The sequence below is a fragment of the Hugenholtzia roseola DSM 9546 genome (assembly GCF_000422585.1).
Taxonomy (GTDB): domain Bacteria; phylum Bacteroidota; class Bacteroidia; order Cytophagales; family Bernardetiaceae; genus Hugenholtzia; species Hugenholtzia roseola.
This window is the reverse complement of the sequence record NZ_KE383879.1, coordinates 238,127-250,317: the sequence shown is the minus strand read 5'-3', so window position 1 is coordinate 250,317 and position 12,191 is coordinate 238,127. Positions and strand designations below refer to the sequence as shown.

Here is a 12,191-nt window from a genome sequence, read left to right as displayed (position 1 = left end):
TGATTTTTTGCGTATCATTGCCTTACTTATAGCGTTGTTACAACGGTCAGAAGCTCAAAAAACGGATTTTTATGCTTCGCGCAGACCTGCTGAACCCCCACCCTGCCCCAGTAATGTTAAGTTCTGTAAAAAATCTTGTTTTGTCAAATTTGACACGAAATAAAATTTGGGACAAACCTTTTTTTAGGTCTGAAAACCCTTTTTATTTCAATCTCACTTCGGACAAGGCAATGCCTTGTCCCTACATTTGAATCTGATTTTTAGAATTTAACATCACTGGGGTTTGGGGTGGGGTGCATTTAAGGCTTTTATCGTTGTAACAACGCCTTACTTATCGTATCATAACCTCCTCAAATTCTCTTTATTTACCTTTTTTCCAAAGCCCATGACCATCTTTTCTAAAATCATCAAGGGTGAAATTCCCTGCCATAAAATTGCCGAAGATGCGCATTATTTTGCCTTTTTAGACATTCGCCCTTTGCAGCGCGGACACGTTTTGGTTGTGCCAAAGGCAGAGATAGATTATTTATTTGATTTAGATACAACACTTTTATCGGGTATTCTGCCTTTTGCACAAAAAATAGCGAAGGCGATAGAAAAAGTTGTGCCTTGCAAGCGTGTGGGAGTAGCGGTTGTCGGTTTGGAAGTGCCTCATGCGCATGTGCATTTAGTGCCGCTTAATCAAATTTCAGACTTAGACTTTACGGCTTCGCGCCCTACTTTCACCCCCCAAGAGTTTGAGGAAACGGCGCAGGCTATTCGCCAAGCCCTTGCAGATTTGGGCTAAATCTTGTGCTAAATTTTGGATTAAAAATTTTGTCAAAATATTTTAAAATTAAACCTAAATGAAAAGTCTGTATTTAAAAGCCATCGGCGAAGTTGCGCTTGTAGAACGCCCTTTGCCTACCTTGCAGCCCCAACAGGTCTTGGTGCGCCTGCAAGCGGCAGCCTACAATAGGCGCGACCAGTGGATACGTGATGGCATGTATCCTGCCATCGAGCCTGCCATTTTGGGTTCAGATGGTTGTGGTGTAGTAGAAGCCGTAGGAGAAAGTGCAAATGCTTATTGGATAGGAAAAGAAGTTATTATCAATCCTAATAATAATTGGGGTTCAAATCCTTTGCACCAATCCGACGCTTATCACATCTTAGGTATGCCCACTGATGGCACTTTTGCCGAGTATATTGCGGTAAATGAAGACCGTCTTGCGCCTAAGCCTGCCCATTTGAGCGCGGAAGAGGCGGCGGCGTTGCCTTTGGCAGGGCTAACTGCCTATCGTGCCGCCTTTATGCAGGGCGGAATTAGTGCCGAGAGCAAAGTGCTTATTTCGGGTGTAGGCGGCGGAGTGGCACAGTTTGCCTTTCTTTTTGCGCAAAGCGTAGGCGCGGAAGTATGGGTTACGACAGGTAGCGACGAAAAATTAGCCAAAATGAAAGACTTAGGGGCAGCAGGCGGTGTCAATTATCGCGATGAAAATTGGCTCAAAACGCTGCAAAAGTCGGGCAGAGCCTTCGATGTCGTCATCGACAGTGCAGGAGGCGAAACGATGGCTTCGCTTATCAAAATTCTGGGGCGTTCGGGGCGGCTTGTTTTTTATGGTGCTACTTTGGGCTTGCCGCCAAAAATAGACCTCTATCGCATGTTTTTCAATCAAATTCGCTTGCAGGGTAGTACCATGGGCAACGACCAAGAGTTTGCCGATATGGTAGAATTGGTGAGTCAGAAAAAAATTGTGCCGCTTGTAGATGAAATTCTGCCTTTCGAAAATGTCGTAGAAGGGCTTGATAAAATTGCGACTGCTTTTGGAAAGGTTGTGGTCAGATTTTAAAAAACAAAGCCGCCCTTAAAAAGGCGAAAAAGATTGAAAAGGTAAAAAATGAAAACGTTTCGAAACAAAAAAAGCAAGCCCTGAAAAGGGTTGCTTTTTTATTTTATTAAGATAAACCTATTTTGTTTATCAAATCTCAAAGTTCTCAAATTTCAAAAGGAGTGGGCTCACAAGGAATCGAACCTTGGACCCTCTGATTATGAGTCAGATGCTCTAACCGTCTGAGCTATGAGCCCCTTTTAAAACTATGCTGCAAAGGTAGGTCTTTTTTTTGAATCTACCAAATATTTGGCTCTATTTTTTTAATTTTTTATACGCGCCTTATCAAGACCCCATAAAAAAAACAGCCTCCAATGGGGCTGCCCTTTTTCTTCAAGATTTAAATATATCCACCTATAACCTAAGCAACACAAAATAACAGCGAAGGCTGCAACTTTGCGATACTTTGTTATTTCGGTTAAGAAAAGTCAAACAAGATGCCGTTTTTGTAAGTGCTTGATTATGAGCGTTTTGTAAAATTTGGTATTGTGAAAAGTGTCCGCTTTCGTTACACTTGGAAGCCAAAAACGAACAACCCTAAACGAATTGAATCGCTTAGGGTTGTTCAGAATTCTATACAGAACTGTATAAAGTTAGGCAATATTAGACAAAACCACGCTTATTTCTTGTGCGGCTTATTTCTTGCGCGTTTCGCTGACACGCACGTCGCCCAACATTACGTCCCAAAATCCGATAAGATTGCCTGCAATTTGAGTTTGCTTGCGCTCTACATAAACGGTGATGTCCTTTTTGGTTACATCTTGATACACAATTTGGTTATCTTTGTTGCGGGCTTCAAATTTTTGGTAAATGGTAATTACCCCTACATAACGTCCGTCTGGTTGTTTTTCCAAATCAGAGATGTATTCGATGTTATACCATTCAATCGTAACCTTGTCGTAGTTCAAAGCCATCAGGCGTTGGAAGTATTTGCGGACATCATAGTAGCGCACCGCTTTGCTATTGACAGAGGAAACCCCCATTTGCGCACCTTCGGCGAAAAGCTCGACGGCACGGTCTATCACGCGCGTAGCTTCTGAAAAGGGCGTTGCTTTATCGCCCACAATGCTGACATACTTGCTCAAATCGCGCACCTTTTCGAGTGCCAAAGAGTCGATGGCACGCTTACGCGCAGGGCTGATGTTGTCATTGGTCTGTGCAAAGGCAGCAAAACTCACCGCCCAGAGGCATAGGAGAAAGCCTATATTTTTTAAGATTTTCATATTGCAAAGTTTGGATAAGAAATAAAAGAATAGAACTTATTTGCGTAGCTCTAAAAGTTTGATTTTGCCATTGCCGTCCATGCCGATATTGACTACTTTAAGGGCATTTTTCTTTTGGTCTTTGATGTATTCGAGATACTTACGTGCCGTCGTCGGCTCGTCGTAATCTTTTTCACCCCCTTCTTCGGCAATGATAATCAAGACAGGCGCAGCCTCAGAGGTAAAGAGTTTGAGTGCTTCCTCAATTTCTTTGTTGGCAGCGTCAGGCGTAGAAGCGGCAGCAATCGCGTTGAAGTAGTCGTGAATAGACTTGGTCTTGGTTTCGGCTTTTTTACGCTCTTCTTCTTCCCTACGGCGTTCTTCCTCGCGAATACGCTCCAATTCTTTTTTCTGTTTGATGCGCTCCTCTACTTTGGCAATGAGGTCATTGACGGCAGGGTCGTTGAGGTTCATGCCCTTGATGGCATTGAGCTTCTTTTCCATTTCCTCGATGGACATATTGTCGTTGTCGAGCATGGCTTGGAGGTCTTTTTTTGCCATCTCAATTTTCTTGGCTTTTTCGGCGGCAGCTTGTTCGGCAGCAATTTTTTTCTTGCTCTTACAGCCTGTTGTCGTTGTGCCTAAGGCGAAGACCATAGTTCCCATAAGGGCGATATATGCCCAGCGGCGCATGGTTTTGTGTAGCATATTTTTTAAGGATATGAAGGTGAATAAAAAAAGGAAGCCCCTACGGTTTGGCGTTTGACTTCAAAAGCCAAAACCGAGTAGCAGGGTATCTAATAAAAAGGGCAACGAACCGAAGTTCATTGCCCAAAGATAACACTTTTTCTGAAAGTAGGCAAAAGTACGTGCTTTTTTTGCCTTTTATTTAAAACATTTAAGACTTTTTCAAGATAAAACAGGATAAAATCTTACTTTACAAAAGAAGCGCGAATAGACTTGATAAGGGCTTCAATCGTAGTAGCGTCTGCCTCTGAAATGTCATAGGTTACGACATCGCCCGAAGTAACAACGGGACCCGCATCTGTCATTTCGGTCTTGCTTTCGCCTTTGGTCGTGGTTTCTTTCACGTTGCGATACACTTTTTGTACTTCTTTGAGCTGGGCAAGCAAACCTGAAAACTTAGGCTGTGCCTTGTGCGCTTCTAAGGCTTGGAGGAGGCGTTCTAAGACCAATTTCTGCTCTGCTAAACGCTCTTTGAGTTTCGGATTTTTGGTGCGCTTGTAGATTTGAGCCGTCAGATAGGTAGATTCTATCCAACCTCCCGTAACGAAAAGAACGCTCAAATGCTCGCGCTTTTCTTCCTGCAATTTTTCATTGATTTCTTGCAAGTTTTGTGTAGAAACGCGAATGAGTTTTTCCAAATCGTTGCTATTGGTGAGTTCTTTTAGCGTTTCGGCATCAAAAAACTGCCCAATGTTCAGACCATTTGCCAATTCTTTTACGGCAGTGAGGTAGTCTAAAACATCTTGGTTTTTGTTGTAGATGCTGGCGTAGCCTAAATCGGCACTGTAAAGCCCTAAATTGAGGGCGCGGTCGTAGCTATCGGTGTACTTGCTAAAAGCATTGGGATTGCCTAATTCGTCTTTGCGGTATTCCGCGCCCGTGTCCTTGATAAGTGTTGTGAGTTCGAGCGGATTAGGAATCGATTCGATGATGGCTTTGATAAAGTCATCTTGCGGTTTGAGGAGTGCGTGAGCTTTTGGCGTAGGGGCAGTTGTGTGGGCATAAACAGGCTTGCCTACCATGACCAAAAAGAGTGCAACAACAGTTAAATAGGCTTTTATCATAAATTTGAGAGCGTTTAAAAGGCGTGAATGAAAAGATTTAGTTTCTAAGGTATAGTAGAAAGTGAAAGCCAGCGTGTTTCGAGTATAAAACTCCATTTCGAGGCTTTTTATTGCATTTTTTTAGGGACAAAGATAACAAAACAAAGAAAAATAAAGCTTCGGCAGAGCCACGTGGCATTGCTTCTTGGTCGTATCTTTGGTATGTCCGTCGGGATAGGCTTTTGCAGAGCCGTCTGCTTTGGAAAACTCAACCATTTGTGGCTTCCAAGTTGGTACTTGCAGTTGGTCTTGACAAATTTGGGGTTGCTTGCAGGGCTAAAATCATATTTTTTTGGAAAGCGACAAGATACGAAATTATCTTGATTGATAAGACCTACTGTCCCATATTTTTTTAGCCTTCTTTTCTGCTTGCCTCAAAGATTTTCAAAAATATTGCCAATATTTTCGTGAGCCTCGCTTTTTTAAAAATACATCATACCCAACGCCTTCACACAACGATTTAGGAGGGCTATTTTGGGTAGGGACAAAGGTTTCTTTTGTCCCTACTTAGTCAAATTGTTGTGAGGTTTTCAAAGGCAATGCTTTTTTTAGGCAGCTTCTTTTCTAAAAAATTGTACTGCCAAAATTCCGATACTCGATACAAAAAGCGCGAAAACAAGCCAAGAGGAAAGGCGTGTAACCATTTCGCCCTGCTCATACATCTGTGGTTGGAAACGAAACTCTATCGTATTTTTACCCTTAGGCAGTGCTACACCGCGCAATAGGTAGTTGGTTGCTACAATGGGCAACTCCTTTTCGCCTATTTTGGCTACCCAGCCGTGTGGATAGTAAATTTCCGAGAAAACGGCAAAGGCTTCTGCCTGCGTCTGATATTCGTACTTCAAATAATTGGGTTTGTATTCGACAAGACGAATAAAATCGCTGCTATCTTTTTGGAAAGTGGTGGCGGTTATTTTTTCAGTTTGGTCTTCCCTAACGAGGGCTACTTTATCGAGGGGAAATTTGCCCAACGCTTCCATTTCGGCATCTGCCGTCGGGAGGGTTTCTATTTTTTCTACAAGCCAAGCCGCACCAAAAGCCTTCGGATTGCGAATGGCACCATCTTTCGAGGGGTTGATTTGAATGTACTTGGCATTGAGCATATTGAGCGTTGGCGTTTGGGAAAAGTCGGGTAGCTTGCCGCCGCGTAGTTGGTCTTGAATAAATTGGTCTTCGCCATACAAACGCCGCTCGATAAGGTCTTGATAACGGCGCATTTTGGCGGCAAAATAGCCCCCTACGGAACGGTGGTGGTAAAGGGTGCGCGATTCCTGTGCGAAAGAAGCCAAAGGCAGGACGCGAAAGCCAAGTTCGGTGTCGGCTAAAAGCACCTCATCTACGGGGCGTTTGGCGTTGTAGTCTGTTTGCGCTTTTGCAGGTTTGAAGGTATCATAGTTTAGATATTGAAAGCCAATTTGCCAAACATCAAAAACCATCAGCACAAAAACCACTGCCAAAGCAAGGCGAGTCGGTATTTTTCTAAATGCTACCGCTACCAAAGCCGCCGCCGAAAGGAAAATGAAAAAGAAAGAACGCCAAGCACTGCCTTTCATCATTGCCAAACGGTCTTCTTTGAGAAAATCGGCTAACTGTCCGATACGCGCGTCGTTGGGCGAGGCTACCGAAACGAGCGAACTGCCCATAAGGGCAACGGCTAAGGCTATGCCTGCTGTTAGGAAAAAGGCAATCAAAAACTTTTGTTGCAGGGCTTTGTCCCATAAAAGGCTTTCTTTGGTAGGATTGGTTTCTTCTTTTTGGTCTAAATATTTCAAAAAACTTTCTACTCCCAAAACCGCCATCAAGACCATCAGAAGCACCGTTAGGCTAAGTGCCATCGAAACGGAACGAAACTTATTGAAGGCAGGAAAATTATCGAAAAGAAAATAATTGAAGGCTTCAAAATTTTTGCCCCAAGCGAAAAAGACCATCAAGACTGCACCTGCCAAAATCCAATAACGGTAGCGTTTTTCTACCAATAAAAACCCTAAGACGGCTAAAAAACAGACGATTGCGCCTGCATAAATGGGGGCAGCCGTAAAGGGTTGGTCGCCATGATAAAGCGGAAGTGGCAATTCTTCTACCTGCTTGCGGGTGTAGCCTGCCTGTGTGGTCAGGACTTTGAAGGTAGCCGACTTTTCGTCCAAAATTTCATTTGAAGAGCCACCATAAAGCATCGGAATCAGCAGGGTAAAAGTTTCGCCCTTGCCCTGACTCCAATCGAAGGCGTATTTTTTACTCAACCCTTCTGCACCTTGTTTGTCGGCATTGCCTTCGAGCGGACTAAGTTCGGAAATGCCGCGCGTGGAATATTGCGCATATTCGGCTGTGGTGAGCAATTTGCCTGCATTGACGGCAACCCCAAGCCCAACGGCGAGCAGCAAAAGTGCGCCATTGATAAATACCGTTTTGAGTCTGCCTTCGCGAAAGCCGAAATAAAGTTCGCTAAGTCCGTAGAAAAGGCAGACAAAACCCCAGTAGTAGGTAATTTGTACGTGTGCCGCCTTCAATTCCAATGCCATGCCCAGAGCCGTAAGTGCAAATCCGAATAGGCGTTTCTGCCAAGTTTGGCTATCAAAAACTACCTTCATACCTGCCAAAACCAAGCAGCTATACGCAATCGCCCACAATTTGGTAATGTGTCCGACTTCTATCAGAATTAGATTGTAGGTAGTGGCTGCAAAAGCCAATGCCCCTGCCGCCCCTATCAGCGGACGCACCCCAAAAGCCAACATCAGACCATAAAAACAGAGTGCCGTAACGAAAAAAAGGTGCGCTCCGCTCGAAGAAGAAAAGAAGCCAAAGGTTGCCTTTTCAAGCCACTCGATGCCTCCGTAGGAAAAAATAGGGTAGATTTGATAGGCAGGCATGCCGCCGAACATGCGGCTGTTCCACATCGAAACCTCGCCTGTGGCTTTGCGAAACGCTGAATTTTCGGCTACCATTGCCTTGTAATGCTCCATATCGCTCTGAATGAGCGTCTTATCGTCTATAAGTTCGGGTTTGAAGTATAGAAAGGTTGCGACATAAAACAGAAGCACGCCAAGCAAGTGCCAGCCAAATTGAGCCAAAATAGAATTTTTCATGGGTTTGGGTAGAAAATATCAAGAAAAAGAAACAGCCGATTGGTTCTTGCCGCTGCATACGCCTTGCGAATGAACGCGACAAAAATAGAAAAATTATTTGAATGTAAAGCCTAACAGAACCCTATTTCAGGCGGTTGTAAGAAGAAACCCAACAAAAGTCCTAATAAAAACCTCGACCTAAAAATTGCTGCTATGTTTGCACCAAACCTCGACCTTTATAGACAAAAACAAGACCCTTTGGCAGACCAGACCGTCCGTAAGATGCTCGAAGCAGGGCAGGGGCAGCTTTTGCGCCACTTTGTAGCGATAGAACCCCAAGCCAAACAAGGCTCAAATGCCGCCTTTAAAGGGCTGTCGCCACATTTAGACCTCTACATGGCACAACTTTCTACCCTTCCTGCGTGGGTCTGTGCCAAGCGCGTGCAGGCGGGAGCGGCTTTTTTTGCCAAATATGCCTTAGAAATTATGCCGCTTTTGGGGGCTGCCTCTCTGCCCTACTGTTATGCTGCCGCAGACGGGGCGCGAGTTTTGCTTTTTTCGGAACGCCTGCAAAAAGATGCCCAACAAAGGCTTTTAGAAACAGGGCGTTTTGTCTTTGAAGTGATGCAAAAGGGCGCGTTTCAAAATCCTGATAGTCAGGGTTTTATGATGGTACAAAAGGTCAGACTCCTGCACGCGCTCATTAGGCATGGAATTGGAAAGGCGGCGGAAAAAAATCCGCAGTTATGGCAGCCAGCGTGGGGCATGCCTATCAACCAAGAAGATTTGGCAGGTACGAATTTGGCTTTTTCTTACCTCATTGTCAGGGGATTGCGAAAGATGGGTTATCACATCGAACCCCAACAGGCAGATGATTATCTGTACTTATGGGCAGTGGTAAGCCACCTTTTGGGCATAGAAGCCGAACTTTTAGTGCCTAATATGGCGAAAGCACGCCTTTTGGCGCAGGCAATAGAGCGTCGGCAGTTCCGCAGTTCGCCGCAGGGCAGGCAGCTTACCAGCGTCTTAGTGGCGCATTTTCACCAAAACTTACCTCCTTTCCTACCCAAAGGCTACATCGAAACCCTGATGCGCCACCTTTTAGGCGACAAAGTGGCAGATATGATAGCATTGCCCCAAGCAAACTGGACGGCTTTTTTGGTAGAAAAATTAGTAGGCTTCAATGCCCTAAGACAGTTTTTTTTGGCAGAGGATAATTATGAACAAGCCGAAAAGTTGGTCTTTGTCAAATAAAAGCCAAAGGCTCTACTTTGCCTTGTTTTGCTCGCAAAAAAAACATACTAAACTTTTTTGGCAGGGTTTCCGAAAAAAGTTTCACCTTCGCCTACATTTGAAATCACGACGCTACCTGCACCAATTTGGGCGTTTTTTCCAATCTTGATGCCCGCCACTAAGGTCGCTCCTGTGCCGATAAAAGCATTTTCGCCGATACTCACCCCTGCGGCAATCTTAGCCCCTATCCCGATTTGAACAAAATCGCCGATTTGCACCTGATAATCGATAAGGCTACCTGCTTGGATAAGGCTGTGTTTGCCTATTTGCGTTTGCGCTCCCACTATCACGCCTGCATCAAGGAAAGTGCCTGTGCCGATAGTGGCACTTTGCGCAATTTGGCTTTTTGGGTGCGCCAATACAAACAAATTCTGTTTGTATTTTTTGCTAATCAGTTGCGCCAACTTTTTGCGATGCGTGTTATTTTCGATGGCGATAAAGGCTTCGCACTTTTCGCCCAAAAGTTTTAAAAACGACTCGTCTTCGGTATCGCCCAAAACCGCAATGTTTTCTATTTCTTTGCCTTGCAGCTCGGTGTCGTCATCTAAAAGGCAGTAAATCAGGCGATTGTCTGCATGCAGAGCTTCAAGGGCAGCAAGGGCAATCCCCTTTGCACCCAAAACGATAACAGGCGTTTTTTCAATTTGCATAAACCAGAAAAGAAGAATAAAGTGAGAGAAAGTGCAAAACTACAACTTTTTGCGCTAAATTTGCCACCGCACTCTGTTCCAACTGCGGACAAGGCAAAGCCTTTTCCCTACAACGCATTTTAGAACTGACGGCTTTAGCTTTGATTTGGTAAAAAAATAAAACCCAAACCTCGCTGACGGCTTTAGCTTTGATTTGGTAAAAAAATAAAACCCAAACCTCGCTGACGGCTTTAGCTTTGATTTGGTAAAAAAATAAAACCCAAACCTCGCTGACGGCTTTAGCCTCAGCGACGGTTAAAACCTTTAAATATGGAAAAGAAAACCTATCAAAAACTGTATATTGGCTTGGCTTCGGCTGCTGCCCTTACGCTGCTCGTCTTGGGCATACTTTTTCAGATGAATAAAATTGTACCAGACTTGGAATTGGTATCAGAAAGCTATGATTATCAGGTTTTTGGTACGTTGTATGAGGGCAAGTCGCGTTTGGAGTTGGATAAAATCATACAAAAACACCTTCAACTTTTGAAAGAGGAGAAAGCCAAAGGAAAACTTTTTATCTATTACTACCACAATCCTGATACGGCGGCAAGTGCTAAAGTCTTTTCGGGCATTTGGTTAGAAGATGGATTTTACAAGCAAATGGATACGGCTGCTTTCAAGAAGGCTTTACCAGAAAGTTTCCAACCATTTGAATTTCAGACATTTAGCCTGCAAAAAAGGATACGCGCTACGGTAAAGGGGAAGTCTATTTTTCGCCCTTCGCCCCAAACGGTTAGTGAGCATATCCAAGATTTTGCACAAAAAAATAATTTGAAATTAGCTTCTGCCTACCTCGATATTGCCGCTGCCGACCACACAACACAGACCGAACATCTTTTGCAGCAGGAAAAATAAAGTAGGTCTGAAGTCTTTTTATGCTCTAATTCTACGCTTTATGTTTGGTATAAAATATGTATTGAAAGAAAAATCTTGTTTTTTATCTGCCTTTCTGTTTTTTTTAGCATTTCCCCTTTCTACGTATCCACTTTGGGGGCAGGTAGAAAATCATTTTTTTTATGATATTTCCGAATTTGATACGAAAAAAATACAAGATAGCAGTTTGAATACCAAACTACCTGCGGGTATGGATTGGGAATTAGATTATTTAGGGTATAATAGAAATAAAGAATATTTTGAAGCGATTGCAGAAGGTTATACGCTTTTTGGGCATCAAATTTTGATGAAAGTAGGTTTAGAGCCAGCTCGCTTTTCGCCTCAAAATCAGCATTTTCAGAAAAATTCTGACGATAGTCTTGCTTTTGAAAGAGGTAGGGTCAGATGGGAGGGAGGTATTTTTTTCAACCAAGATTTTGGCAATCCTACCCTTAATCAGGTGCAGCCTTTTATTCGTTTTTTATACCAAAAAAAATATTTTAAGTTTATCTTCGGAAATTTGGAAGGGCAGACGGCGCACCGCCTTTTAGAACCCCTGCAAACCTATGAACGCCTGCAAAGTAGGCGGCTCGAAACGGGCTTTCAAGCAAAGTGGGACAACCCCAAGCGCGGACTTTTTGCCGATTTTTGGGTAGATTGGGTCAGAATGATGGTGCGTTTCGATAACAAACAAGAACGCATACAAGGGGGAGCAGTTTTGGAACAGCGTTTTTTTCAAAAAGAGCTTGCTACTTCAAAGTATAGCCTTTCGGCAAGTTTTCAATTTACAGGGCAGCACAGGGGCGGACAAATCGATACCATTCCCGACCCCATCAGCAATCTTTTCAATACCGCTTCGGGTTTGCAATTTTTATACGAAAAAAAGGAAATGCGACATGAGATTTTAAAAAAAGCCTATTTTTCAGCTCATTTTCTGACCTTTATCGACTACTCGCCCCAAAAGCAGTTGGCTTTTACGCAGGGGCAGGGTTGGTATCTAAACGCAGGCGCAAAGACGAAATGGGGCGAACTCATGCTTTCAAATTGGCGTGGTGACGGTTTTTTCGCGCCTATGGGAGATGAACTTTTTAGTTCGATTTCTCAATTAGTTACGGTACAAAATCCCACAGAAAAGAACCGTCATATTTTGATTATTCGTATTTTAAACGATTTTCTATTGTATAAAAAAACATATCTTGTTTTGCGAACCGAACCCTACTATAATTTCAATACAGGGCGTTGGAATTTTAGCACAGGTCTGTATGTGCGCTTCAAAGTGGGCAGTAAGCCCTAAGTGCGTCTTTTCAAAATTGTAGCCTTACTTGTACAGACAAAAAATCTGACAAAAAAATGC

At 43.6% G+C, this 12,191-nt stretch carries 10 protein-coding genes and 1 tRNA gene; 5 read left to right on the top strand and 6 right to left on the bottom strand.

Annotation, left to right across the window (positions count from 1 at the left end; translation table 11 throughout):
* Positions 1-385 precede the first annotated feature (385 nt).
* Positions 386-787, top strand: a complete 402-nt coding sequence (locus G500_RS0111530; protein WP_027002665.1) for an HIT family protein — start codon at positions 386-388, stop codon at positions 785-787.
* A gap of 58 nt (positions 788-845) precedes the next feature.
* On the top strand, positions 846-1,829 hold the full coding sequence (locus G500_RS0111525; protein ID WP_027002664.1) for a zinc-binding dehydrogenase: 984 nt from the start codon (positions 846-848) through the stop codon (positions 1,827-1,829).
* 162 nt (positions 1,830-1,991) lie between these two features.
* Here the strand turns inward: G500_RS0111525 and G500_RS0111515 are convergent.
* The 5 genes from G500_RS0111515 to G500_RS0111485 form a co-directional block, all read right to left on the bottom strand.
* Positions 1,992-2,065, bottom strand: a tRNA-Ile gene (locus G500_RS0111515).
* 438 nt (positions 2,066-2,503) lie between these two features.
* Positions 2,504-3,091, bottom strand: coding sequence for a hypothetical protein (locus G500_RS0111505; protein WP_027002663.1), 588 nt, complete (start codon positions 3,089-3,091; stop codon positions 2,504-2,506).
* Positions 3,092-3,127: 36 nt separating this feature from the next.
* Positions 3,128-3,778 (bottom strand): hypothetical protein, encoded by a 651-nt coding sequence (locus G500_RS25085; protein ID WP_051203490.1) that lies wholly within the window; start codon positions 3,776-3,778, stop codon positions 3,128-3,130.
* Between the two features lie 224 nt (positions 3,779-4,002).
* Positions 4,003-4,977 (bottom strand): SH3 domain-containing protein, encoded by a 975-nt coding sequence (locus tag G500_RS0111495; protein WP_035757179.1) that lies wholly within the window; start codon positions 4,975-4,977, stop codon positions 4,003-4,005.
* A gap of 491 nt (positions 4,978-5,468) precedes the next feature.
* Positions 5,469-8,003, bottom strand: a complete 2,535-nt coding sequence (locus tag G500_RS0111485) for a YfhO family protein (RefSeq protein ID WP_027002660.1) — start codon at positions 8,001-8,003, stop codon at positions 5,469-5,471.
* Between the two features lie 192 nt (positions 8,004-8,195).
* Here G500_RS0111485 and G500_RS25080 point away from each other — a divergent pair, with 192 nt between their 5' ends.
* Positions 8,196-9,236 (top strand): oxygenase MpaB family protein, encoded by a 1,041-nt coding sequence (locus G500_RS25080; RefSeq protein WP_051203488.1) that lies wholly within the window; start codon positions 8,196-8,198, stop codon positions 9,234-9,236.
* Between the two features lie 47 nt (positions 9,237-9,283).
* On the opposite strand, the gene G500_RS0111475 is transcribed toward G500_RS25080, so the two are convergent.
* Complete coding sequence (locus G500_RS0111475; RefSeq protein ID WP_245574483.1) at positions 9,284-9,925, bottom strand: NeuD/PglB/VioB family sugar acetyltransferase; 642 nt, start codon at positions 9,923-9,925, stop codon at positions 9,284-9,286.
* 309 nt (positions 9,926-10,234) lie between these two features.
* On the opposite strand from G500_RS0111475, the gene G500_RS0111465 reads away from it, so the two are divergent.
* Entirely contained in the window at positions 10,235-10,819 is a 585-nt protein-coding gene (locus G500_RS0111465) for a hypothetical protein (RefSeq protein ID WP_027002658.1), read from the top strand.
* Between the two features lie 40 nt (positions 10,820-10,859).
* Complete coding sequence (locus G500_RS0111460; RefSeq protein ID WP_027002657.1) at positions 10,860-12,131, top strand: hypothetical protein; 1,272 nt, start codon at positions 10,860-10,862, stop codon at positions 12,129-12,131.
* Positions 12,132-12,191: the final 60 nt, after the last annotated feature.